At 69.5% G+C, this 25,572-nt stretch carries 17 protein-coding genes and 1 CRISPR repeat array; of the genes, 11 read left to right on the top strand and 6 right to left on the bottom strand.

The window, feature by feature from the left end:
• The first annotated feature begins 1 nt into the window (after position 1).
• The 6 genes from cas4g/cas1g to PKD89_RS01195 all read left to right on the top strand — a co-directional run bounded on the left by cas4g/cas1g (position 2) and on the right by PKD89_RS01195 (position 12,568).
• Complete coding sequence (gene cas4g/cas1g, locus PKD89_RS01220) at positions 2-1,648, top strand: CRISPR-associated endonuclease Cas4g/Cas1g (RefSeq protein ID WP_289012543.1); 1,647 nt, start codon at positions 2-4, stop codon at positions 1,646-1,648.
• Positions 1,649-1,654: 6 nt separating this feature from the next.
• Complete coding sequence (locus PKD89_RS01215) at positions 1,655-1,948, top strand: CRISPR-associated endonuclease Cas2 (RefSeq protein ID WP_324332224.1); 294 nt, start codon at positions 1,655-1,657, stop codon at positions 1,946-1,948.
• Between the two features lie 170 nt (positions 1,949-2,118).
• A CRISPR array of direct repeats spans positions 2,119-6,813; the repeat unit is 36 nt; unit sequence CCCTCCCCGGCCATCAGGCCGGGGCTCCGTTGCGGC.
• Between the two features lie 217 nt (positions 6,814-7,030).
• The gene (locus PKD89_RS01210) at positions 7,031-8,818 is read left to right on the top strand and encodes an HNH endonuclease signature motif containing protein (protein WP_289012545.1); all 1,788 of its coding nucleotides are present in this window, start codon (positions 7,031-7,033) and stop codon (positions 8,816-8,818) included.
• 299 nt (positions 8,819-9,117) lie between these two features.
• Positions 9,118-11,004, top strand: a complete 1,887-nt coding sequence (gene typA / locus PKD89_RS01205; protein ID WP_349257304.1) for a translational GTPase TypA — start codon at positions 9,118-9,120, stop codon at positions 11,002-11,004.
• An 88-nt stretch (positions 11,005-11,092) separates the two neighbouring features.
• Positions 11,093-11,752 carry an endonuclease NucS gene (gene nucS / locus PKD89_RS01200; RefSeq protein ID WP_289012546.1) on the top strand — a complete coding sequence of 220 codons (660 nt, stop codon included), beginning with the start codon at positions 11,093-11,095 and terminating at the stop codon, positions 11,750-11,752.
• A gap of 318 nt (positions 11,753-12,070) precedes the next feature.
• Positions 12,071-12,568, top strand: a complete 498-nt coding sequence (locus PKD89_RS01195; protein WP_324332223.1) for a DUF4190 domain-containing protein — start codon at positions 12,071-12,073, stop codon at positions 12,566-12,568.
• Positions 12,569-12,582: 14 nt separating this feature from the next.
• On the opposite strand, the gene PKD89_RS01190 is transcribed toward PKD89_RS01195, so the two are convergent.
• Entirely contained in the window at positions 12,583-12,996 is a 414-nt protein-coding gene (locus PKD89_RS01190) for a GNAT family N-acetyltransferase (RefSeq protein ID WP_287389462.1), read from the bottom strand.
• 122 nt (positions 12,997-13,118) lie between these two features.
• Here PKD89_RS01190 and PKD89_RS01185 point away from each other — a divergent pair, with 122 nt between their 5' ends.
• On the top strand, positions 13,119-14,468 hold the full coding sequence (locus PKD89_RS01185) for a class I adenylate-forming enzyme family protein (protein ID WP_289012548.1): 1,350 nt from the start codon (positions 13,119-13,121) through the stop codon (positions 14,466-14,468).
• Positions 14,469-14,494: 26 nt separating this feature from the next.
• Here the strand turns inward: PKD89_RS01185 and PKD89_RS01180 are convergent, their stop codons facing one another.
• The gene (locus tag PKD89_RS01180; protein ID WP_289012549.1) at positions 14,495-15,343 is read right to left on the bottom strand and encodes a MaoC family dehydratase; all 849 of its coding nucleotides are present in this window, start codon (positions 15,341-15,343) and stop codon (positions 14,495-14,497) included.
• Between the two features lie 145 nt (positions 15,344-15,488).
• Between PKD89_RS01180 and PKD89_RS01175 the strand changes: the two genes are divergently transcribed.
• From PKD89_RS01175 to PKD89_RS01160, 4 genes are all read left to right on the top strand, one after another.
• Positions 15,489-17,120 (top strand): VanW family protein, encoded by a 1,632-nt coding sequence (locus PKD89_RS01175; RefSeq protein WP_289012550.1) that lies wholly within the window; start codon positions 15,489-15,491, stop codon positions 17,118-17,120.
• Between the two features lie 91 nt (positions 17,121-17,211).
• Positions 17,212-18,636: a wax ester/triacylglycerol synthase domain-containing protein gene (locus tag PKD89_RS01170; protein ID WP_287389467.1), complete on the top strand. Its 1,425-nt coding sequence runs from the start codon at positions 17,212-17,214 to the stop codon at positions 18,634-18,636.
• Positions 18,637-18,691: 55 nt separating this feature from the next.
• Entirely contained in the window at positions 18,692-19,969 is a 1,278-nt protein-coding gene (locus PKD89_RS01165; RefSeq protein ID WP_287389468.1) for an NAD(P)/FAD-dependent oxidoreductase, read from the top strand.
• 9 nt (positions 19,970-19,978) lie between these two features.
• A complete protein-coding gene (locus PKD89_RS01160; RefSeq protein ID WP_287389469.1) occupies positions 19,979-20,947 on the top strand; it encodes a nitronate monooxygenase in 969 nt (322 codons plus the stop codon).
• 13 nt (positions 20,948-20,960) lie between these two features.
• Here the strand turns inward: PKD89_RS01160 and holA are convergent, their stop codons facing one another.
• Genes holA through PKD89_RS01140 form a run of 4 tightly spaced genes read right to left on the bottom strand, consistent with a single transcriptional unit; the run spans position 20,961 to position 25,518 of the window.
• A complete protein-coding gene (gene holA / locus PKD89_RS01155) occupies positions 20,961-21,962 on the bottom strand; it encodes a DNA polymerase III subunit delta (RefSeq protein WP_289012551.1) in 1,002 nt (333 codons plus the stop codon).
• Complete coding sequence (locus tag PKD89_RS01150) at positions 21,959-22,675, bottom strand: hypothetical protein (RefSeq protein ID WP_289012552.1); 717 nt, start codon at positions 22,673-22,675, stop codon at positions 21,959-21,961. Before PKD89_RS01150 ends, holA begins: the two co-directional genes overlap by 4 nt.
• Before the next feature lie 45 nt (positions 22,676-22,720).
• A complete protein-coding gene (locus PKD89_RS01145; protein ID WP_289012553.1) occupies positions 22,721-24,502 on the bottom strand; it encodes a ComEC/Rec2 family competence protein in 1,782 nt (593 codons plus the stop codon).
• A complete protein-coding gene (locus PKD89_RS01140) occupies positions 24,499-25,518 on the bottom strand; it encodes a helix-hairpin-helix domain-containing protein (RefSeq protein WP_289012554.1) in 1,020 nt (339 codons plus the stop codon). The genes PKD89_RS01145 and PKD89_RS01140 overlap by 4 nt, the downstream gene beginning before the upstream one ends.
• Positions 25,519-25,572: the final 54 nt, after the last annotated feature.

Below are 25,572 nucleotides of genomic sequence, written 5' to 3'. Positions count from 1 at the left end.
CATGGGGATATTGCCCGAGGTCATTCCAGCGCGGATGGTCAACGAGTTTGCCTACTGCCCACGGCTCTTTCATCTCGAATGGGTCGGCCGGGAGTGGGCCGACAACGCAGACACGGCAGACGGAGACCGCCAGCATCGCCGTGTTGATCGCCCCCGCGGCAAGGTTGCCGGAGATGGTCTGCCCTTTTCTGCCACCTCCCTGAGCGTCACCTCAGATCGGCTGGGCCTAACCGCAGTCATCGACCTCCTCCAGGGTGACGGCTCCAGCGTGAGACCTATCGACACCAAGAAGGGTCGGCCCCCGCCCGATCACTACGAAGAATCCGCTTGGCTGACCGATCGGGTGCAGATCTGCGTGCAGGCCCTCATCTTGCGCGACCAGGGCTACCGCTGCGACGTCGGCGAGTTGTACTACGCCGCCGTGCGCCGACGCGTCGTCGTCGAGATCGACGACGACCTGGTGGCAGTCACACTCAGGATGATTCTCGATCTACGTGAGACCGCCAGCGAACCGATCCCGCCGCCTCCGTTGGTCGACAGCCCCAAGTGTCCACGCTGTTCACTCGTGTCGATCTGCCTACCCGACGAGAAGAACATGTTGTCGGGCCGCCAAGCCACCCCCACTCGCCGCTACCTGGCTCGTGCCCCATCTGCCCGACCGCTGCACGTCACGGAACAAGGCGCCCAGCTCACGAAGAAGGGTGAGCGTCTGGTCGTGCGACGGGGGGAAGACGAGTTGGGGTCGATCCGCCTCATAGACGTGGCCTCCGTTTCCTTTCACGGCAACATATCCATCTCGCCGCAACTCCTGCGCACCTTGATGCGCCGGGACGTCACCGTTGGCTGGTTCTCCACCGGCGGTTGGCTCGACGGCGTAGGAACCAGTGGCTGGAGCGGTTCGGTCGAGCTACGACGGCGCCAGGTGCTCGCTGCAGAAGGACGACCATTGCAGCCGGCGAGAGAGATGGTGCGCGGCAAGATCTCCAATTGCCGCACATTGCTTCGGCGGAACGCCCGCTCCGATGTTGGTCCAGAACTCAAGGAGCTTGCCCGCATGGTGCGTTCGTTGCGCTCCGTCGAGAGCCAGGATGCGCTGTTGGGTGCCGAGGGCAATGCCGCCCGCGTCTACTTTTCCGCTTTCTCGGACATGCTGACACCACGCGAACTTCCGGGCGGGACATTCGAGTTTCGGGGTAGAAACCGGCGGCCGCCCAAGGACCCGGTCAACGCGCTGTTGTCGTTCGTCTATGGGTTGATCGTGCGCGACCTGGTGGGGGCCATCACGGTCGTAGGACTCGACCCCTACTGTGGCCTCTACCACCAGCCCCGGTTTGGCCGACCGTCGTTGGCTCTGGATCTCGCCGAAGAATTCCGCCCGCTTGTCGGTGACTCGGTAGTGATCTCAGTGATCAACAACGAGGAGATCCAGCCACACCACTTCTTGGTCCGCGGTGGCGGGGTGGCCTTGACCGCAGAGGGGCGAAGGAAGCTGATCGCCGCCTACGAACGCCGAATGGATGTGGAGGTCACTCATCCGATTTTCGGCTACAAGGTGGCGTACCGACGACTCATCGAGCTTCAGGTTCGCCTGTTCGCCGGATGGCTCATGGATGAGATCGAACGCTACGAGCCGTTCGTGACGAGATGAGGAAGTGTGGGACGTCGCCGTTACGTGGTGTGTTACGACATCGCTTCGCCGGTTCGATGGAGGCAGGTGTACAAGATCATGCAAGGTCACGGTGAGTGGATTCAGCTCTCGGTGTTCCTCTGCGACCTCGACGACGTCGAGCGTGTCCGCCTACAGGATCTGTTAGACGCGCAGATCCACCACCGGGAAGATTCGGTCTGCTTCGCCGATCTAGGAGCCGTGGGGTCTAGGGGCGCATCCAGTGTGGAGTTCATGGGAAGATCGAGGGGCATGCCGCAAAGCGGACCTGTCATCTTCTAGTCGAGCGCTCCAGTCATGGCGGGCAGGCCCCGCAGCGCTCGAAAGCCAAGCCGTGACTGGAGCCCATCTGATCCTTGACAACTGAAGCTGCCCTAATCGCAGGTCTAGTTACGAACCGCTCGAAATCGCATCCGGGATGCCAGTCGTCCCATAGGGCCCCAACAGGGGCCCCCTCCCCGGCCATCAGGCCGGGGCTCCGTTGCGGCGTTGAGGAGGGTGCGCCGCCATGGGAACATCGGTGGGCCCTCCCCGGCCATCAGGCCGGGGCTCCGTTGCGGCGACACGATCGCCCCCAACTACGAGGGCCCAGCCCCACCCCTCCCCGGCCATCAGGCCGGGGCTCCGTTGCGGCGTGACGATGCACCAGCCGCCGTCGCCGCGGATTGCTGCCCCTCCCCGGCCATCAGGCCGGGGCTCCGTTGCGGCGTCATACCAGTGCTCGTGAGGTTGGCGTTCTGCACCTCCCTCCCCGGCCATCAGGCCGGGGCTCCGTTGCGGCGACGCCCTCGAGCCGGAGATGATCAGCGCCGCCGTAGCCCCTCCCCGGCCATCAGGCCGGGGCTCCGTTGCGGCGACCGTGGACACGACCGTGCAGCATCCGATGCTTGGGACCCTCCCCGGCCATCAGGCCGGGGCTCCGTTGCGGCGACGGCGACCGCTTTGACCGCCTCAAGGAGTGCCTTGGCCCTCCCCGGCCATCAGGCCGGGGCTCCGTTGCGGCGGCGTCTACGACCTCGTGATCGGCGACGTGGCCACCGGCGACCCTCCCCGGCCATCAGGCCGGGGCTCCGTTGCGGCGCTTTGATGTAGTCGCGTCCCAGGTCGGCGACTTTGTTCCCTCCCCGGCCATCAGGCCGGGGCTCCGTTGCGGCCTTAGCCTTCCTCAGCGGCGGCGCACGTGTCGATCGTGCCCTCCCCGGCCATCAGGCCGGGGCTCCGTTGCGGCGCGGCACGGGTCGCCGGTGGCGCGCACGCGTCGATGGCCCTCCCCGGCCATCAGGCCGGGGCTCCGTTGCGGCTGCAATGGATCGCCGACGAGTACGGGGTGACCGCCGGCCCTCCCCGGCCATCAGGCCGGGGCTCCGTTGCGGCGCTCCACCGCACGCCGACGGCCCCGTCGACGTGATCGTCCCTCCCCGGCCATCAGGCCGGGGCTCCGTTGCGGCACTTTCCGACAACGCCGGATGACCCTCGACCCGGCAGTGCCCTCCCCGGCCATCAGGCCGGGGCTCCGTTGCGGCGGTGGTTCAGCCGGGACGACCTCCATGGCCAACGCCACCCCTCCCCGGCCATCAGGCCGGGGCTCCGTTGCGGCGCGTCGCGCTCTGCCAACCACTCATCGCAATCGCAGACCCTCCCCGGCCATCAGGCCGGGGCTCCGTTGCGGCCCGACCTACCAGCGGGACGGCCGCCGTTTGTGGACGTCACTCCCCGGCCATCAGGCCGGGGCTCCGTTGCGGCAGCTGGGTCTTGATGCGGTCGGTGGTCTCGGTGATCTTCCCTCCCCGGCCATCAGGCCGGGGCTCCGTTGCGGCACCGGGAAGATCGAAGCGAACGCGATCGAGCTCGGCATCCCTCCCCGGCCATCAGGCCGGGGCTCCGTTGCGGCACGGTCACAACGACGGGCGCCGCTGGGGCCAGGGTCGTCCCTCCCCGGCCATCAGGCCGGGGCTCCGTTGCGGCACGACGTGCGCTCCTGTCGGTGCGGGTTGTTTGCCGTCCCCCTCCCCGGCCATCAGGCCGGGGCTCCGTTGCGGCTTCAGCACGGGCATCACATCTTTCGACGGGACGGCGGCCCTCCCCGGCCATCAGGCCGGGGCTCCGTTGCGGCATTTGCCGCCATCCGCTGCACCACCGAACATGAGCCGCCCTCCCCGGCCATCAGGCCGGGGCTCCGTTGCGGCCAGGCGATCGGTTTGGGCATCGGCTGCTGGTTGTGCCCCTCCCCGGCCATCAGGCCGGGGCTCCGTTGCGGCCGCATCACGTCCAGCTCGAGGTCGTCGGCGCCCACAACCCTCCCCGGCCATCAGGCCGGGGCTCCGTTGCGGCAACTGCACCACCCGCTCCTGCTCTGTGACCGCGTTCACCCTCCCCGGCCATCAGGCCGGGGCTCCGTTGCGGCGCCTCGACGTCATCGGACCCGACCACCTCATTCAACGGCCCTCCCCGGCCATCAGGCCGGGGCTCCGTTGCGGCTGCCGACTGGCATGGTGATGGCTCCTAGCTGGTGAGCCGCCCTCCCCGGCCATCAGGCCGGGGCTCCGTTGCGGCAAGCGGGTGTCCGGTGCGATCTCGACGATCGCCCACCCCTCCCCGGCCATCAGGCCGGGGCTCCGTTGCGGCTCGTCCAGCATGTCGCCAGGCATGACCTCGCCCAAGTACCCCCTCCCCGGCCATCAGGCCGGGGCTCCGTTGCGGCTGGAAGCTGGTCAGCCAGTGCTGCGGCCAGAACATCAACCCTCCCCGGCCATCAGGCCGGGGCTCCGTTGCGGCAGTGGCACACCGCGAGCATCTCGACCGGCGGCGCGTCGCCCTCCCCGGCCATCAGGCCGGGGCTCCGTTGCGGCAGGAATAGCGGGTTGGTGGTGGCCTAGCTGGGAAGCCCCTCCCCGGCCATCAGGCCGGGGCTCCGTTGCGGCTCCGAGGTGGCCAGATAGGCGGGGTGCTCCATGTCATGCCCTCCCCGGCCATCAGGCCGGGGCTCCGTTGCGGCGCACGGCTCAAAGCGGCATGGTCGACGGCTGGTGCGGCCCCTCCCCGGCCATCAGGCCGGGGCTCCGTTGCGGCGCTGTACTGGGCACCCTTGGTGGTCACGTCGGGCTCCCTCCCCGGCCATCAGGCCGGGGCTCCGTTGCGGCGGAGTCGACCTCGTGCTGGTATTCGCGGCGGAATACTGGTTCCCTCCCCGGCCATCAGGCCGGGGCTCCGTTGCGGCGACCTTCGGCTCTGGTGCGGGCTCGGGCTCGGTCTGACCCTCCCCGGCCATCAGGCCGGGGCTCCGTTGCGGCCCGCTGTCTTCATGGACGCCACCTGAACCACCCGAGCCCCCTCCCCGGCCATCAGGCCGGGGCTCCGTTGCGGCGACAAACTGCGACTGCGGCGAGTGTGACTGCATCACCTGCCCTCCCCGGCCATCAGGCCGGGGCTCCGTTGCGGCCAGCTGTTCTCGGGTTGTCCGGATCATGGTGTGCAGCCCTCCCCGGCCATCAGGCCGGGGCTCCGTTGCGGCAGCGACGTGATGATCGTGCCGCCCATGATCGCAGCGAACCCTCCCCGGCCATCAGGCCGGGGCTCCGTTGCGGCGCGATGGCGGGCCGGACGCTCTCCAACCCGGAAGGGCTCCCTCCCCGGCCATCAGGCCGGGGCTCCGTTGCGGCGAGAACGCCTCACCCATGGCGGCCGTCTCCCCATCCATCCCCTCACCGGCCATCAGGCCGGGGCTCCGTTGCGGCACGGACCAGCAGAAGCAGGGAGTGCTGGCGTTGTTCAATGGCCCTCCCCGGCCATCAGGCCGGGGCTCCGTTGCGGCCTCGCTCCCGGCATCGACGAGAATCGAGCGCTACTCCCCTCCCCGGCCATCAGGCCGGGGCTCCGTTGCGGCCACCACTCCTGATGCAGTTTGATATCCGCACCATCCGAACCCTCCCCGGCCATCAGGCCGGGGCTCCGTTGCGGCTGGGGTGACAAGTACACGGTCGGCATCGCCTCGCTGTTGTCCCTCCCCGGCCATCAGGCCGGGGCTCCGTTGCGGCAGTCTTGCGAAGCGAGCCACACAGCGCCCGGCGGCGGTACCCTCCCCGGCCATCAGGCCGGGGCTCCGTTGCGGCCCGTGCCAGCCTTTCTCCCAGGCGGGCGCCCAGCTCGGTGCCCTCCCCGGCCATCAGGCCGGGGCTCCGTTGCGGCGATACCTCCCAACGCATAGCCCACGATGACTTCCTCACCCCTCCCCGGCCATCAGGCCGGGGCTCCGTTGCGGCCATCTGATCTTCCAGATGGGTACGGATGAGTTCGTGGCCCTCCCCGGCCATCAGGCCGGGGCTCCGTTGCGGCGACCACGGGGAGGTGGTGCGGGCACACGCCCACACCTTGCCCTCCCCGGCCATCAGGCCGGGGCTCCGTTGCGGCAGCAGTTCGACCGGGCAGTGCGCTGCCGACGTGTGTCCTCCCTCCCCGGCCATCAGGCCGGGGCTCCGTTGCGGCGTGAGCGGCTGGGTTTCGACGCCCGAGGCAAGCGCAAGCCCCTCCCCGGCCATCAGGCCGGGGCTCCGTTGCGGCATCGTGTCGTCCCGTCGTCGGCGATCAACATGGTCAGGGTCCCTCCCCGGCCATCAGGCCGGGGCTCCGTTGCGGCACCTGTAGCTCGACGACCTGGTCCTGGGTGAGCTTGGCTCCCTCCCCGGCCATCAGGCCGGGGCTCCGTTACGGCCCCCTTGCGGCGATCGGAGCGTCGCTGCGTGTCCAGGCCCTCCCCGGCCATCAGGCCGGGGCTCCGTTGCGGCCGGCAGCTCGAGGCCGAGTGGACGACCTGGGTTCCCGCCCTCCCCGGCCATCAGGCCGGGGCTCCGTTGCGGCAGTTCGGCTCCGATGACATCGCTGCCCTCGAATGGATCCCTCCCCGGCCATCAGGCCGGGGCTCCGTTGCGGCCGATTTCTCCAGACCGGGGACACCCCAGATCAGCTCGGCCCTCCCCGGCCATCAGGCCGGGGCTCCGTTGCGGCGCGAGAATGAACGTGTCCCGGAAGTTCGCTAGGACTTCCCTCCCCGGCCATCAGGCCGGGGCTCCATTGCGGCCCGATGAACTTCACGACCAGGTAGATCCCCAGCGCCGCCCTCCCCGGCCATCAGGCCGGGGCTCCATTGCAGCGATGCTCATATGCTCGCCTACTCATCACGTTGAGGCCTCGACGACACTCGAAAATCCTCCAGAAACACATCATGCGCCCAAAAGAGCCACGCTGAGGTCGAGCTGACAGACCACGAGCGCCGCCGCTTTAGGTCAGCTTCCCAGGGTGCCCTCGGCCCGCCAATATCCGTTCGGAAATTGCTTGACGAGTGCCCGTTCGAGGCGGATAATCGAACATATGTACGAGTCACTCGTACCGGGCGAAATCTCGGCGGTCACTTCTGCGCCCAAGGCGAACACGCCACCACCCGCCGCTCCGACGCACCTCCGGACGGGGCCGGCAGCGTCCGGTCCCACCGCGAACGCCACGGGCGGGGCGGATGCGCTCATCGAGGCTGCCGCCCCGCCGAGCGGAATGGTCGCCTCGGTCGAAGCCCGCCTGCGCGCCGACGAGGCGCTGGCGCTCGCCGGCCCCGAGGGCATCATCGACGAACTGGAGGGCAGCCGGCTCGACGACGCCGTTCGAAGCCTGGGTGGCATCATCAACGCCACGCACGGCCGCATGGTGTTGTCGGTGTGTCGGGTGCTCGAAACCGGCTGGTGGAAGGGCGGCGGCGTCCTGTCGGCCCGCCAGTGGCTGGCGATCCATTGGGCCACCAATACCGCGACGATCAGCCGGGTGATCGCGGTGGCCAAGAAGGCAGAAACCTACCCCGAGGTCGTCGATGCTCTGGTCGCTGGCATGATCAGCCTTGAGGCCGCCCACCTGATCTGCGGACGCATCCCGTCGGAGTACCAGACCACGTACGTCGCTTACGCCATCAACATGACCTTCGACCAGCTCCGTACGTGCACCCATGCGGTCCGTCCCCCGCCCAACAGCGGGCCCAACAAGCAGGCCGACAAGGCCGGAGAGGACGACGCCTCCGGCGATGACAAGGCCAGCCAGACGACCGCCGACGAGCCGACCAGCGCCAACCCGCCACCCCGTCTCGGGTTTACGCAGCGAGACGACGGCCGCTGGTCGCTGAACGCCAACCTGAGCCCCGAGGACGGCGCACTCATCGAGACCGCCCTCCAGGAGGCACGCGACCGAGCGTTCAAGGCAGCCGAGGATCCAGACGAACGCCTTCGCCTCACCTGGGCCGACGCGCTGGTCGACGTGGCACGGCGTGCCCTCGATCACGCCGACGCCGACACCGCAGGCGGGCAGCCGACCGACCGCACCCTGGTGCATTACCACTACGAACTTGGCCACCTCTACGCCGAAGGATCCACCCAGCCCCTTCCCGATGTGCTCCGCCGCCAGATCCTGTGCGACACCAACCTGGTCGGCATCGGGTTTCGCGATGGCCGCCCAGTCGACGTCGGACGCCAAACGAGGGTGATCTCCCGGCGGTTGCGACGCCTCATCCTGCGCCGGGACCGGTGTTGTGTCATCCCCGGCTGCGGGGCCACCCGGGGCTTGGAGATTCACCACCTGATCCACTGGGAAGACGGCGGCCGGACGGACGCCGGCAACCTCGCCGCCCTGTGCAAGGCCCATCACCGCGCACACCATCACGGGCTCGTCCACATCACCGGCGATCCGTACAGCGGCCTGGGCTTCACCAACGCCGACGGAACCCCGCTCTGCGCCCGGCCGGCGAAGGCCCCGTCCAGCACCGACACCGGCGCGTTGACCGACACGGCCCGCAACGCGGGTATGGGAGATCCCGCCACCCACCGCTTCGGGGCAACGGGCGAACGTTTGCAACGATGGTCGATCCTCCCGGGTCCCAGCCCGGTACCGGCCAGGCCGCCCGACCTCTCCCCCATCCTCGGCGGCACCCCGCACCACTCGGGCGACGGAGCCCCCGCTGGCACTGGCACTGGCACTGGCAACGGCACTGGCACTGGCAACGGCACTGCCGAAGCTGCCACGCAGCCCGCAGCCGAATCGCGGCGACCCCACGACCTACCGCGACCCTGGTGGGTACTCGACCCACCAACGTTCGACACGCGACCTCTGATTCTCAGGGAGTAGCCGCAGCGGCGTTGTCTGGGCGATCAACCTCAGGGATGCGGCGATGTCTCGGTTGCACCAAGCGAAGCGTGTTGCCATCCAACCCCGGTGACGAACGACCATCACGAAACCGACGCGAACGCGTGGCGATCAGCGGGTAGGATGGACACCCCCCAAATCTCACGTCGTGCGCGCCGCAGTCCACCATCGGTTTCACCGCCCCGCAACGCGCAGCCAACCGGCCGGCGACGTCTCTCCACAGTCGAGGCCCCGTGTCTATTTCACCGTCCCCTGCCCTCTCCCGCACCGACGAAGGCTCCGTGCCCGTCGAGGGCTTCAGAAACGTCGCCATCATCGCCCACGTCGACCACGGCAAGACCACGCTGGTCGACGCCCTGCTCGGCCAGGCCGGCGCCATGTCAGCGCACCACAAGCCCGATGAGAGCGACGCCGCCGACGGCCACGCCACCCGGGTGATGGATTCGATGGACCAGGAGCGCGAACGCGGCATCACCATCCTGGCCAAGAACACCGCTGTGCGTTGGCCGCTGTCAGCGGAGCACGGCGGCGGCAAGGCGGGCGAGGTCAAGCTCAACATCGTCGACACCCCCGGCCACGCCGACTTCGGCGGCGAGGTGGAGCGTGCGCTGACGATGGTGGACGGCGTCCTCCTGCTCGTCGATTCCTCAGAAGGCCCGCTGCCTCAGACCCGCTTCGTGTTGCGCAAGGCGCTGGAGCTCGACCTGCCCGCCGTCGTGGTCGTCAACAAGGTCGACCGCCCCGACGCACGCGTGGCTGAGGTGGTCTCCGAGGTCGAGGAGCTGTTCTTGGACCTTGAGGCCGAAATGCACCACCTCGAGTTTCCGATCGTCTACACCAACGCCAAGGCCGGCACCGCCTCGCTCGATCCCACCACCCAGGAAGACTCCCTGGAGCCGCTGGTGCGCACGCTGGTCGATCACCTGCCGCCACCCAGCCACGATCCGGACGCCCCGCTGCGGGCCTGGGTGACCAACCTGGACTCCAACCCGTTCGTCGGTCGCCTGGCGCTGTGCCGGGTGGTGTCTGGCACGATCAAAAAGAACCAGCCGGTCGCCTGGTGCAAGGCCGACGGCACGATCGTCTCGGCTCGCACCGGTTCGGTGTTCGTCACCGAGAACCACGAGCGCGTCGAGGTGGATTCGGCCGGGCCGGGCGAGTTGGTGGCCGTCTCGGGCATCGAGAACATCAACCTGGGCGAGACGATCGCCGACCCGGACGACCCCCGTCCGCTTCCGGTGATCACGGTTGATGAGCCCAGCCTGTCGATGACCATCGGCATCAACACCTCGCCGATGGCGGGCAAGGAAGGCTCGAAGCTGACCGCCCGCCTGGTGAAGAACCGCCTCGACACCGAGCTGTTGGGCAACGTCAGCTTGCGGGTGCTGCCCACCGAGGCGCCCAATGCCTGGGAGGTTCAGGCCCGCGGCGAACTCCAGCTGGCCGTGCTGATCGAGGCGATGCGCCGTGAGGGCTTCGAGCTCACCGTCGGCAAGCCGCAGGTGCTGATCAAGGAGATCGACGGCGTCCGCGAGGAGCCCTTCGAACGACTGACCGTCGACGTGCCCGAAGAGTTCTCCGGCACCGTCACCCAGCTGCTGTCCGAGCGCCGCGGGCGCATGAACGAGGTGAGCCACGGCGACAGCGGGTGGGTGCGCCAGGAATGGATCGTGCCGGCACGCGGCTTGATCGGCTTCCGCACCAAGTTCCTCACCGAGACCCGGGGCACCGGCGTTCTCAACCACGTGTTCGAGGGCTACGAGAAGTGGGCCGGCAAGATCCGCAGCCGGGGCACCGGCTCGATCGTGGCCGACCGGCGCGGCCCGACGACGATGAACGCCATCGTGGCCATCCAGGAGCGTTCAGCCCTGATCGTGCCACCCGGCGTTGAGGTGTACGAGGGCATGGTGGTCGGCGAGAACAGCCGCCCCGACGACATGGACGTCAACATCTGCAAGGAAAAAAAGCAGACCAACATGCGCGCTTCAGGCTCGGACAACACCGAGAAGGTCACGCCGCCCATGCCGATGGGCCTCGACCGAGCACTCGAGTTCATCGCCACCGACGAATGCGTCGAGGTGACCCCGGAGTCGATCCGCTTGCGCAAGGTCGAACTCGACCCCAACATCCGGGCCCGTGCCGCCAAGAAGGCCAAGGCGGACGCCTGAGGAGCAAAGCGCACGCCTGAGGAGCACAGCGGACGCCTGACCCGACCCGCTCCCCACGGTACGGTTGACCCATGAGGTCAGGGCACCCATGAGGGTGGTCATCGCACGCTGTTCGGTCGATTATGAAGGGCGCCTCAGCGCGCACCTTCCCAGCGCTGTCCGGCTGATCATGGTGAAGGCCGACGGCTGCGTGGCGATCCACGCCGACGGCGGCGCCTACAAGCCACTCAACTGGATGAACGCCCCCAACCGCCTGATCGAGGAACCCGGCGAGTGGCGGGTGACCAACCCCAAGGGCGACACGCTGCGCATCACGGTCGATGAGGTGATCGACGACTCCTCATGGGAGTTCGGGGTGGACCCCGGGCTGCAAAAGGACGGGGTCGAGGCCCACCTCCAAGAACTCTTGGCAGCAGACCCGACCCGCATTGAGGACGGCCTGACGTTGGTACGTCGGGAGCACTCCACCGACATCGGTCCGGTCGACCTGCTGTGTCGGGACCTCGAGGGGGTGGCGGTGGTCATCGAGGTGAAGCGTCGCGGCGAGATCGACGGCGTGGAGCAGCTGACCCGGTATCTGTCCCGCATGGAGCGTGACCCGACGCTGCGCCCGCTGCGGGGCATCTTCGTCGCCCAGAGCATCAAGCCGCAGGCCAAGGTGCTGGCAGCCTCGCGTGACATCGGCTGCGTCGAAGTGGACTACGACGCGCTGCGAGGCATCGAATCGCCCCAGCAGGCGCTGTTCTAGCAGCAGGCGCTGCTCTCACGGCAGCGATGCCCTCACGGCCGATGACCTCCTGAATGCAGCCGAACACGGCGTTGGAACCGTGAGGCTCGCTGCATGGGCCAGTAGGGTCGGCCGCTCGCAACTGAGGTCACCATGCAAACGTGCCGTCACTGCCAGAGCGCCAACCTGGACCAAGCGAGCGCCTGCTCGGTATGCGGCGCCCAGTTGGACGACTTCACCATCGCTCCCCTACCCCAAACCGCGCAGCCTGGAACGACGCCGCCGTCTGGGATGCAACCTCCCGGAGCACCGCTACCGGGAACCCAGCATCCGGGACCGATGCCACCCCAGGCCGACCGGTCGGGCTACGCCAGCCCGCAGGGCCTCATTGGCCCACCGCCCTCGGGACCTCCACTCTCGGGGCCGGGTCAGGCACCGCCGCCCCACTACCCGCCACCGCCCCACTACCCGCCGCCGTCCCAATACCCGGGTGCCTCAACACAGCCCGGGTTTCAAGGCGCCACCATCTACGCCCCGCCGGGGACGCCGGGTGGGTACGTGCAGACCTCCCCGACCAACAACCTGGCGATCACCTCGCTGGTGCTGTCGATCGTCGGCACGCTGAGCATCTTCCTGTGCTTCTTCCTGGCCGTGCTCGCGCCCGCCGGTGCCATCACCGGCCACGTGGCGCTGAAGCGCATCAAAACCTCGGGCCAATCGGGCCGAGGTTTGGCCCTGGCCGGCGTCATCGTCGGGTGGATCGGCACGCTGGGCGCCGCAGCGATGGCGGTGCTCTTCGCCGTCCTGCTCGGCTACTCCGGCACATCCGGATACTAACGACGGCCGTCGGCTCAGAACTCCCAAACGGCGATCGTGGCCTCCTGAGCCGGTTGCGCCCCGGCGGCACGATAGGTCGCCGCCGCCGCCTCGTTGGTCGTGCTCATCGGCACCCACATGCCGTAACACCCAACCGCTCGCGCCCGCTCGGCCAGCGCCTCGCACAGCGCCCGACCCACCCCACGACGCCGCGCCGCGCCATCGACCCCGAGTTCGTACAACAACATCTCGGTGCCTTTGTCGGGATGGGTGATCTCCATGCCGCTGACGAACCCCAACGCCCGCCCGTCCTCCTCGGCGAGCACCAAGTGGTGCCCGTCTCGCTCGAGGAACCGGCGGGTCCACTCCCGGGTGGGAGGGGCGTCGAAGAGATGCCCGGCGGCGAGGACGGCGTCGACGTCGTCGATGGTCAGAGGGCGGAGCTCCATGGGCGTCGAGCGTACGACGTTGGCCGGGCCGCTCGGCGCGATCCATCAGCCGGCTGAGCTCGGTGTGTCGACGGGGACCCGGGCAGGTTGACGGTGTGCGCCCGGGCGAGCAGCCTGAGGCGATGACGAGGGAGGTGTTCGCCGACTGCGCAACGGCCACCCGTGCCCAGGCCAGGGCGGCCGCCTGGCTGGCCGATGCCGGAACGACGACGGGCGACCGGGTGGCGATGATCGCGCCGAGCAGCCTCGACTACCTGGCCGTCGCCATCGGTGCGCTGCGCACGGGAATCATCCCGGTGCTGATCAACACGTCGTTGCTCGAGCACGAGCGTGCCTACATCCTCGACGACTGCCGACCGACGCTGGTGATGGGCGAGGCCGAAGTGGGCGAGGCGGCGCACCACCATCGGGAATCCTCTCTGGCCCGCTGGCCGCTCGGCCGCCCGATGGCCTACACCTCCGGCACGACCGGACGTCCCAAGGGTGTCTACTCCGGGGTGCTCTCCGAGCCCGATGCCGAAGCGCTGTGGACCGAGGAGATCGACCTGTGGGGCTTCGGGCCAGGCGACACCTACGTGCAGATCGGGCCGCTCTACCACTCCGCACCGCTGCGCTTCGCCGCCTGTGCGCTGCTGACCGGCGGCTCGGTGGTCGTCCCCGGCCCGTTCGACGCCGAGCGGACGCTGGCGGCGATCCTCGAGCACGCCCCGACGGCAACGTTCGCCGCTCCGATCCACCTCAAGCGCCTCTTCACCGCCGACGCCGACGGCCGCTGGACCCGCATGCGCCTCGTCGCCCACGCAGGCGCCCCGTGCCCCCCCGAGGTGTCCGCCGAGGCGCGTCGCCGCTTCGGCGACGATCGGGTGTGGGAGTTCTACGGCTCGACCGAGGGGCAGTTCACCGTCCAGTCACCCGAGGATCGTCGCGTCGCCCCCGGCTCGGTGGGACGGGCCCGGCCCAACCGATCGCTGAGCGTCGATGACGCGGGTCATATCTGGTGCGAAACGCCGCGATGGGCGCACTTCACCTACTGGGACGACCCCGAGCGCACCGCCGAAGCCTGGCGGCCGACGCCGACGGGCTGGGAGTTCACCGTCGGCGACCTCGGCCGGATGGTCGACGGCCACCTGTACCTCGACGGACGCCGTGACGACCTGATCATCTCGGGCGGGGTCAACGTCTACCCGGCCGAGGTGGAACGGGAGCTGCGAGGGGTGCCCGGCGTCGACCAGGTGGTGGTCTTCGGCACGCCCGACGACGAGTGGGGGCAGGCGGTGACCGCCGTCATCGTTCCCGAGGACCCCCAGGGCAATCCCGAGGCGCTGGCGGCAGCGGTCATCGACCGGGCGACCCAGGCCCTGGCCGCCTACAAGCGCCCAAAGCGGGTGCTGGTGGCCGATGCGCTGCCGGTCAGCTCGACCGGCAAGCTGCGCCGATCGACCCTGGCCGACGACCTGCCGTCGGCGCCCTGAGCCACCACCTCGATCAGCGCCAGAACTCAGGCGGGGTCGAAGCTCACCCGGCCGGCATCGAGCACAACGCGGTCGTCCCCGCCGTGGGTGGTGAACAGTGCTGCGTCGGCACCACTTCGCCACATCCGAATGGTCAGCGGCTCGCCGGGGAACACCGGCGAGGTGAAGCGGCCTTCCATCGACCGAAAGCGGGAAGGGTCGCCGTCGCAGAGGCGATCGAGCAGGGCACGGCCAGTGAAACCGTAAGTGCACAGGCCATGCAGGATCGGCCGATCGAAGCCTGCGAGTTGGGCGAAGCCCGGGTCGGAGTGCAGCGGGTTGCGGTCGCCGGAGAGCCGGTAGATCAGTGCCTGATCCTCCCGGGTCGCCAGCGTCACCTCCTCGTCGGGAGCGACACCCTCAGGGGCGGCGTTGCGGGGACCCGACGGGCCGCGCTCACCACCAAAGCCCCCCTCGCCGCGGATGAACACCGACATCACTTTGTCAAACAGCGCCTCGCCGTCAGCCGTCGACGATCGGGACGTGACCTCGACGACCGCACCCGACCCCTTGTCCCAGACGGCGGTCACCTCGCCGACGGTGAAAACCGTCCCCTCGACCGGCAACTCCCGGTGCAGGACGATCGCCTGCTCGCCGTGGACGAGCATCGCCGGATTGAAGCTGCCGATGTTGGCGAAGGCCCCGGAGGCGTCGCCCAACACCACCGCCTGGGTGGGGTACGCCCGCTGGTCGACGTTCATCGAGTTCTCGGTCGTGAATGCCAAGTCGTTGGTGCCGCCCCCGATCCCCACCGCGTACAGCAGCGAGTCCTTCGTCGTCCACGACGACTCGGTCGGCGCGCTGGTCGATCCCACTGCGCTCGGATTGATGGCCATCAGGCCCCCCTGATCCACTCGACCTCCGAGATGCCCTCGGAGGAGTGCTCAATGAACCGCCATTCTCTCAGGTCAGGGCGCCCATTGACGCCACTTTTGCCCTCCCATCCGCGATAGTGGTGCAGTGGGTCTTTCTCGACGAGCGGTGTTAATCGCCAGCATCATTCCGCTCATCGCCATGGCGCTGTTGTCGGCGGCCTACTTGGTCGACGGAGCGGCGCAAAACGGTCGCGTGGCACGAAACGTCTCGGTCGCCGGCGAATCCGTTGGCGGGCTGAACCGGACCGAACTTGAAGTGAAGGTCAACGAACTCGCCGCCGACTTCCCGGACACACCCGTGACGATCAGCGCCGAGGACCTGTCGATCGAGACCACCGCCGGAGACCTGGGCTACGAAATCGACGTCGACGCCACCGTCGACCGTGCCCTCGCCCAGGGCCACGCCGGCTACAGCCCGGCCAAGGCGGTCCGCTGGCTGTCGAAGCTGTTCGACTCCTACGAGCTGCCGGTGGCGCTGACGACCGACGTCGACAAGCTGAACTCCACCGTGGTCGCCCTCGAAGGCGACCGCCGGACCGATCCGGTCAACCCGCGCATTGAGTTCACCGATGCGACCGCCCAGATGATCCCCGGCATCCCGGGACGGAAGATTGATACCTCGTCGATCACCAGCCAACTGTCCGGATCCCTCGACAGCCTGAGCGAGACGATCGAGCTCACCGCCGACCGCGAGACGATCCCCACCCCGATCAGCGACCAGGTCGTCGCCTTCCTCAAGGGGCACCTGGACAACGTGCTCGGCACTCCGTTCACGCTGAAAGCAGGAGACCAAAGCGCCGAGCTGAACGCCGAGGACATCGTGCCGATGCTCTCGGTCAAGGAAGTCAAAAACGTCCCGACGCTCACCGTCGACGCCAAGGTCGCAGGGCTGGTGGTCGCCGACCAACTGCCGACGCCGTCCAACCCGACCGGGGTGAAGTTCACGCTGGGCCCCAACGGACCCACGCCGGTGGCCGGCACCGACGCCGTGGTTTGCTGCGACAAGACGGCCGGCACCGTACTTGCCCAGGCCATCGAGAAGGCCGAACACGAAGTGAAGCTGCCAACGACCAAGTTCAGCGCCGCCCAGGGCGTGGACGAGGCATCCAAGGCCGGCGTCAAGGAGGTGGTGTCCTCCTTCACCACCGAGCACCCCGGCGGGCAGCCCCGCGTGCAGAACATCCACCGCATCGCCGACCTGACGCGCGGCGTCTACATCCCGCCGGGCGGATCGTTCTCGATCAACGACTTCGTCGGCGAACGCACCGAGGCGAAGGGCTTCGTGTCAGCCCCGGTGATCTCGGACGGAGTGTTTACCAAGGACACAGGCGGAGGCGTCAGCCAGTTCGCGACCACCCTGTTCAACGCCTCATTCTTCGCGGGCATGGACATCCCGAAGTACAAGGCCCACTCGGTCTTCATCTCGCGGTACCCGTTCGGCCGCGAGGCAACCTTGTCGTACCCCGGCGTCGACCTGAAGATCACCAACCCCAGTCCCTACGGCGTGATGATCTGGCCGTCCTACACCGACACGTCGATCACGGTCGACCTGTACTCCACCAAGTGGGTGCAGGCCGACCAGACCGGTCAGACCGGCGAGAAGCCGGGCGAGGGTGGGCTGCGCTGCGGCAATATCACGACGACGCGCACCAAGACGGTCATCGCAACCGGTGCGAAGTCGAACGACACGTTCAACGCCAGCTACGTGTGCAAGGAGCCCGAGACGGCCGCCGACTGACTCGGCTGTCCGCCTCGCATGTGACACCGGTCCCACATTCCGACAGGATGAGCGCACTCCCGCGCTGTTCTACCCAGGTTTGTGAGGTGCCGTGCTTCAGCTGAACGAGATCGAGTCCTTCGAGTTCGACGACCGGATGAGCGACAGCGACGCGCTCATGTGGAGCATAGAAAAGGATCCACTGCTGCGCTCGACGATCGTCACCGTCAGCACGTTCGAGGGTCGACTGGACCACGATCGGGTGCGCCACCAGATCGACTACCTCAGCCGTGTGATCCCCCGGTTCCGCCAACGCGTGCGGGCCAACCCCCTGTCGATCGCCCCGCCCCGCTGGGAGTTCGACCCGTACTTCGACCTCTCCTACCACCTGCGCTTCGTCACCGTGTCCGAGGGAGCGACCCTGGCCGACGTGCTGACGATGGCCGAGCCGACCGGCATGCAGGGCTTCGATCGGGCACGGCCACTGTGGGAGGCCACCATCGTCGATGGTTTGGCGGACGGCACCACCGCACTGATCCTCAAGATCCACCACTCGATCACCGACGGCGTCGGCGGGATGAAGCTGCAGCTGGCGCTGTTCGACCTCGCACCCGACGACCCCAAGCCGGAGTTGCCCGACGCTCCGGACATCCATGTGCTCAGCCAGCCGGAGCGGGTGGCCGATGCGGTCACCTACGAAACCCAGCGCAGTGCCTCGCTGTTCGCTTCCTGGGCCAAGCGCGGCCTGGGAGGGGCGATGGGGGTCATCACCGACCCGGTCGGAGCCTTGGCCGGGGCCGAGGAGCTCACCGAATCGGTGTTTCGCCTGGTCAAGCCGGCGTCGCCGCTCAGCCCGCTGATCACCGAGCGGTCGCTCTCGGTTCGCTTCGCCACCCTGCAGTTTCCGCTGCCGATCGCCAAGGCGGCGGCAAAGGCGGCCCACGGCCGCCTCAACGACGCGTTCATCGGCGGACTGGCGCTGGGGCTGCGTCGCTACCACGAGGCCCACGCCCGCAACGTCGAGTCGTTGCGCATGAACATGCCGATCAACGTCCGCAACCAGACGGTTGGAAACACCGCCGGCAACGCCTTCATCCCGGCCCGGGTCGAGGTGCCAATGCACCCCGACGAGCCGATCGAGATGATGAAGCAATTGCGATCCGTGGTGCTCCACGCCCGCGACGAGCCGGCCAACGACCTGATGGAGCTGCTGTCCAACGGGCTCAACCGGCTGCCGACCTCGATGACGTCGGCGCTGTTCGGCGCCATGTTGAAGGGCAACGACTTCACGGCCTCCAACGTCCCGGGTGCGCCGATCCCGCTCTACCTCGTCGGCCAACGGATGCTGTCCCAGTACGCATTCGGCCCCAACGCCGGCTCGGCGATGAACTTCACGCTGGTCAGCTATGCGGACGACTGCTTCATCGGCGTCAACATCGACCCGGTGGCCGTGCCCGACCCCGACGTCCTGATGCAGTGCATCGAGCTGGGCTTCGAAGAGATCTTTTCCGTCGTCCCCTCAGCGGCGGCGGAGTGAGGCCACCAGGTCGGGGCGGGGATGTTGCCGACCAAGGCGCTTGTAGCCTGGGCCGGTGCAAACCGAGCCCACCGTCATCATCGGCGCCGGCCCCGCCGGGTGTTCAGCCGCCATCACCCTGGCCCGGTCCGGCGCTCGGGTCGCCCTCGTCGACAAGGCGACCTTTCCCCGCGACAAGATCTGCGGCGACGGCCTGACGACCAGTGCCCTGCGGGAGTTGGAGGCCTTAGGCTTTCGCCCCGACGGAGTGCCCAGCTGGACGCCGGTCGACGACGTTGTCGTTCGATCCCCCAGCGGTAACAGCGTGCGCTTTCCGCTGCCGCGGGACCGCAGCCTTCATGCGGTCGTCGCCCGGCGCGAACAGCTCGATGCCGCTCTGCTCGACCACGCGCGCACCTTCGACATCGAAGTGATCGAGGGCGAGGGCATCGCCGAGCTGGAGCGCACCTCCCACGGCGTGGCCGTGACGACGAGCACCGGACGCCGGATCGACGCCGGCTACGTCGTCGCCGCCGATGGCATGTGGTCCCCCACCCGCAAGCTGGCCGGCGACGTGCTGCCCAAGTACCGGGGCGACTGGCATGCGTTTCGCCAGTACTTCACCGGCGTGACCGGGCCGGCCGCCACCGAGCTGTGGGTCAGCTTCGAAGCGGACATTCTGCCCGGCTACTTCTGGTCGTTCCCGCTGGGCGACGGCCGGGCCAACGTGGGCTTCGGCATCATGCGCCACGATGGCGTCGCCCCGGGCAACAAGCTGTCGAGGGTCCCCGATATGGCCCGAACGTGGCCCGCGCTGTTGGAGCGCCCCCACATCCGGGAGCTGCTCGGCCCCGACGCCACGCCCGAGTCACCGCACCGGGCCTGGCCGATCCCGGCCCGCATCGGCGGCCCGGCCCTCACCGGCGACCGGGTGTTGTACGTCGGCGACGCCGCCGCTGTGGGCGATCCGCTGACCGGGGAGGGCATCGGCCAGGCGCTGATCACCGGCCGCCTTGCCGCCGAATCGATCCTCGGAACCGCTCACCACCCGGCGGGCAGAGGGGCCGAGGCGGCCTACGAGGCCGCTGCCCGGGCCTCGCTGGTCGCCGACCACCGCATGTCGGTCACCCTCTCGCGGGCGCTCACCCACCGCAAGGGCGCTCGGGCCGCCATCGCCTTGGCCGGCCTCTCCGGGTGGACCCGCCGCAACTTCGCCCGCTGGCTGTTCGAGGATTACCCCCGTGCGCTGCTGGCCACCCCCCGCCGCTGGCGACGGGGCATGTTCACCCCCGACGGGGCCTACGACCGTCATCCGGAAACAGACCCGAAGGAACCGGCGGGCCAGCGCAGCTAAATTCAGGCGATGATCTCCACTCGACTGACCGAACTGCTCGACATCGAGGCACCCGTCATGCTTGCCGGCATGGGTGGGGTGAGCTACCACGAGTTGGCCGCGGCCGTGTCCAACGCCGGCGGTTTCGGCTGTCTCGGCGCCTCGACGATGTCCGACGAGGTGATGGTCGAGGAGATCGCCCGCACCGCCGCCGCCACCGATAAACCCTTCGGCGTCGATCTGCTCACCGCCGCAGGGGACATGACCGACAAGGTGCGGGCGATCATCGCCGGTGGTGCCAGCGTGTTTGTCGCCGGATTGGGTGTGCCCCGCGACGTGGTCGAGCAGTGCCACGACGCCGGCCTGCTCGTCGTCAACATGTGCGGCAAGGTGCGCCACGCTGTCGACGCGGTCGCCGCCGGTTGCGACCTGGTCGTCGCCCAGGGCACCGAGGCCGGCGGCCACACCGGCCGGGTGGCCACGATGGCGCTGGTGCCACAGGTGGTCGACGCGGTGGGCGATCAGGTGCCAGTCGTCGCCGCCGGCGGCATCGTCGACGGACGGGGCCTGGCCGCCGCCCTGGCGCTGGGTGCGGACGGGGTGTGGGTCGGCACCCGCTTCATCGCCACGCCCGAGGCGCGGGCGGTCAGCGGCTACAAGGACACGCTGCTGAATACCGGCGAGGATGGCACGACGGTCACCCGGGCCTACACCGGCAAGACCTGCCGGGTGGTGCGCAACCGCTACACCGAGGGCTTCGAGGAGCAGGGAGGGGTGGCCGAACCCTTCCCCGGCCAGTTCCTCAAGTCGCTCGAGGACGGCGCCAACCACCTGGGCGGCGGCCCCGAGACCGAGGGCGTCGACCCCGAGCGCGAGTTCTTCCCCTGCGGCCAGGGCGTCGGATCGCTCACCGAGTTGGTGCCCGCCGCCGACCTGGTCACCGGAATGGTCGTCGATGCCGAGGAGATCCTCGGGCGAGCGTCGAGGCTGCTTGCCTAACGACTCGGACGACTCAGCGCCCCAACCGGCTCAACCGGGCCACCAACACCTGGATGACCGTCTGCGGCTCCAGGCCGGAGGCCCCCCGGAGGTCCACGTCGGCGCGAGCGAGCAGTGCGATGGCGCGGGCCACACCATCGGGCCCCAACCGCCGGCTCTGGGTGAGCGCTTTCTTCGCGGGAAAGGTCGACCCCTTGATCCCGAGCAGGTCGGCGGCGTCGCGTTCGGTGCGCACATCGGCGCCCGACAGGGCTGCGATGCGCTGATAGTGCGTGGTCAGCGAGGCCATGATCTGCAGCGGGTGCCGATCTCCGCCCTGGATCATCCGGTTGAGATTCTCGACTGCGACGTTGGACTTACGGGCGTCAATGGCATCGGTGAGGTCCCACGGCGGCACCGATCCGGCCTCGCCCAGGTAGGGCACCAGATCGGCCTCGTCGACCAGCGCTCCCTCACCGAAGACGCCACGGAGGGTTTGGCCTAGGCCGACCAGCCGGCCAAGGTCCTCACCGAAGGTGGACTGCACGAGCGACTTCGCCTTGGGGGTGAGGCGGACCGGCAGATCGGCCAGGCGCTCCCCCACCCACTGGGAGCGGGCCCTGCCGCCCCCAGGCGCCTTGGTCTCGAGCAGGCCGCCGGCGGCCTTGACCGCGCTGAGCAGCTTGCGGGGCGTGGTGGCCAGACGTGACCCCGCAACCGCAGGGCGTTCCCAGGCGATCACGATGACCGACTGATCCGACGGCGAGTCGAGGTAGCGCAACAGCTCGGCAACGTCCTCGTTGGTGCCGAAGCGACCGGCCTCCCGGGCCACCAGGACGCGCCGGCCAAACATCGAGGGCGTCTCGGCGGCCATGACCACCGCCCCCAGCTCGTAATCGGTCCCGGAAAACACGTCGAGGGTCTCGGAACGGTTGTCGTCGCCGATCAGCCGGTCGACCAGCTTGGTGACGGCATCCTCGACCAGCACGGTGTCGTCGCCGCGTACCAGCCACACCGGTGGGGGCGTCGTGGTCATCGCAGCTCTCCTTCGTCGTCGGGCCGGGCACGGTCGCCGGGCCTATCGGTGTGTCGGTGCTGCTCGATGGCCAGCAACACCTCGAGCACCCTGCTGGCGGCGCGCACATCGTCGGTCGCCACCGCCGCCCCGGCCATCACCGCTGCGGCGACCAGCCCTGCGCCGGTGGCCGGGGGGGTCGCCGTCGGGATGACGACGATCAGGGGGTGGCGTCGCAGGTGGGGGTCGGCCCGCCACGACGCCAACGCGGCGGGAAGGTCGACACGGGGCTGGGCGCGGACCGCCGGAACCAGCCGGCCGGGTGCCAGGCCCTGCGCCGCCGCCAGGCGTGCCAGACCGGCCAACTCCTCCTCGACGCTGACGCCGGGACCGTTGTCACTGTCGTTGCCGTTGTCGTGGACCCCGACCTCGAGGATCAGCTGAATGGTGCTCGGGTACTGCGCACCGAGCGCACCGGGTGGGCCCAATGCGTCTATCGCTGCGGCGGGGCCGACGTCGTGCCCCACCCACACCGCGGCAACCCCGCAGCCAAGCGCCGCTGCGAGCGACCCGACGTCGCTCACCTGGGCGATGACCGCCGGGTCGGATCCGGTCGGATGATCATTCCAGACGATCACCCGAGCGTCGGCGGCGGCGCTCCACGGTGGGCGCGCCAGCGGTGTGGCGATCAGCGTGTTCGTGCCCACGACGGGTGCCTTCTCGCCTGCTGCCACGGTGCTGCACCGTAGCCCGAAGGAACGCCACCACCCGCAGGCGGTTCACCCGTCGACGGCGTCCGGGCACGCCGGTTCGGACAACCCCTCGTCGAGGGCCCGCACCTCACCCACCGGCACAGCGTCGCGCACCGCGACGGCCGTCTCGGCCAGGCGCAGCCCTCCCGTTGCGACGAGCATCACGTCGAGATGGCGCACCTCTGCCTCGGCCAGCGCCTGAAGCAGGCGACGCGTGGGCGGCGCTTGACGCAGCACGAGGACGGTCGCTGCCTCGTCGGCCAGCAGGCAGCCGCCCGGTACTGCGCCGCCGGTCACCGTCCGTGGCCAGCCGGCCCAGCACACCAGTGCGACCAACGGGGCCAGGACCAGCCGGCGATGCCGGAGCCGGCCGACCGAGAGCCACGTCGCCCAGCTGAGCGCCGCCACGACGAAGACGGCCAGGATCTCACCCGGGGTGAAGCGGCCCAGCGGCAGCCGGGCCGACCAGCGGGCCACGCTGTCCACCCACCACGCCGCCACGACGACGGGCAGGCGGGCGACCCATGCGATGGGCCCCGGCAGCGAGCCGGCGACCAGCCCGAGCGTCATGCCCCACCCGGTGAGCAACCCGGCCGGGGCGCCGGCAGCGACGTTGGCGGGAAACGAGGCCACCGGCACGGCCAGGCCCGCCACCGCCAGCACCGGCGCCACCCCCACCTGAGCCGCCAGGGTGGCCCGGCCGACCGCCGCAGGATTCCAGTCGCTGCCCCGATGACTCCCGAGGCCGACGACCAACCCCATCGTGGCGGCGGCCGACAGCCAGAATCCCAGCGACCCGACGACCAGCGGGTCGACGAGCACCACTGCGGTGAGCGCCCCGGCCAGGACGGTGGGTGCGCTCAACCGTTGGCCCCGGCCTGTGGCCATGGCGACGACCAGCGCCGCCGCCGCGGCCCGCAGCACCGACGGGTCGGGCCGCACGATGAGCACGAACCAGCCGACGGCGGCCGCGGTGGCCCATGGCCGACGGGACACCGGCACCCGGGCCAGCAACGGGGCGCACAGCACCAGCATCAGTGCCACGTTCTGCCCGGAGACGACGAGCAGGTGGGTCAAGCCGGAGCGCAGAAATCGATCGCGCTGAGCATCGGACTGGGACCGGTCATCACCCAGAGCAGCACCGAGCACCAGCGCCTGGGCGTCGGGGTCGAGCGGTTCCACCGACGCACGGATGCGTTCACGCACGCCCGATGCCAGCGCAAAGCCGCCTCGCCCCGGTTCGATGTCGGACACCGAATCGACGTGGAGCTCCCCGGCCAGGTGTCGGGAGCGGTGCCACCCGGTCGGATGCTCGAAGCGGCTGGTCCGTCCGCTGACCCGCAGGGTGTCGCCAACCTGCAACCCGGCCACCTCGCCGGCGGAGGGGCTCTCGATGCTGGCGAGCAGTCGGCGGCCCCGGAGGGCAACCACCACCTCGACGCTTCCGAAGAATGGGCTGGGATCGCTGCGCAGCACCGCCGGGCCCTCCACCCTCCCCGGCCGCAGGTCGTCGAGCGGGTTGAGCGCACGAATCGATAGGCCCACCGTGCACAACGCCGCCGCCACCGCCACACCCGCCGCCACCCGGCGCCGCCAGGCCCACAGCAACACGAGGGCGGCCACGATCAGCAGGACGATCGCCGCCGACCGGGATGCCGCCCCAAGGGTTCGGCGGGCAAACGGGCCCAACGCAGCCCCGCCGAGCGCAGCGGTCGCCACCGCCAGCGGCGCGCGGGCGTCGGCGAGCCGCTCGCCCACCGACGAACGACCGGCGGACCCGGGCTCCACCTCGGCGGGCTCCGGCGTCACACGGTCACCAGATCGATCAACGCCTCCAGCTTGGCGTCACCGATGCCCCGCACCTCGAGCAGGTCCTCCACCTGGGAGAAGCTGCCCACCTGGTTGCGGTACTCGACGATGGCTTCGGCGGTCACCGGTCCGACGCCGGGCAACTCGTCGAGCGCCGCCTCGTCGGCGGTGTTGATGTTGACCAGGGCACCCTCGCCCGGTGCGCCGGCCGATCCCTCGCCCGACGCTCCCGGCGTCCCCGACGGGCTTCCGGGCCCGCCCTCTCCCTCCTGAGGACGCTGTGCTCCCGGAGGATGCTGCCCTCCCTGGGGGATGGTGGCGGGGGCATCGATCTGGCCCACCGCCGGGATGTAGGTGCGCGCTCCGTCGATCAGCGGCTCGGCCAGGTTGACCCGATCGAGGTCGGCCTGGGCGGTGACACCGCCGGCGGCGCTGATCGCGTCGGCCAGCCGGCCGCCGACGTTCACCGTGTACAAGCCGGGGTGATGCACCTGGCCGGCCACGTGCACGACCACCTCCTGGGGCGTCAGGGAGTTGGCGGTGTCCGCACCCTCGGCTGTCGAGGAGACCGGGGCCGCCGAGTTGCCGGGGGTTGCCGGACCGGGCGGGGTGGCCGAGCCGCCGGCGGGCACCGCACCACCTGAGCCCCCAGCGGGAAGCGAGCTGACGGGTGCGGAGCCAGCGGCCTCGGCCGAAGCGGCCGCCGACGGTGCCCTGGGCAGCTCGACCGGCGGAGCCCGACCCTGAGACAGCCACCACGCCCCGACCGCCAGCACCCCGACGATGCCGAGCGTCGCCAGCATCCTCATCACCAGGGCATGTGCCAACAGTGGGTTGGTCCGCACTGGGTTGGTCCGCACTGGGTTGGCCCCGGGATCATGTGCCGACACGCCGCCCACGGCCCCCGAGCGTTGGCGCACGCGGTCCCACCAGGCGGCGAAGCGGTCGGCCGCACCGCTTCCCTGCCGCCGGTTGCGCCCTGTTGGGGGCGCCAACGCGTCGAAGGGATCGTCCATGGCGCCCAACCTAGAAAAACCGACCGCCGCTGACACTGGGGATCTCGCCCCGGG

Origin of the sequence: Candidatus Neomicrothrix sp., assembly GCF_035329545.1 — a bacterium.
Taxonomy (GTDB): domain Bacteria; phylum Actinomycetota; class Acidimicrobiia; order Acidimicrobiales; family Microtrichaceae; genus Microthrix; species Microthrix subdominans.
The sequence above is the reverse complement of the archived record's forward strand: the minus strand, read 5'-3'. Positions and strand labels throughout refer to the sequence as shown.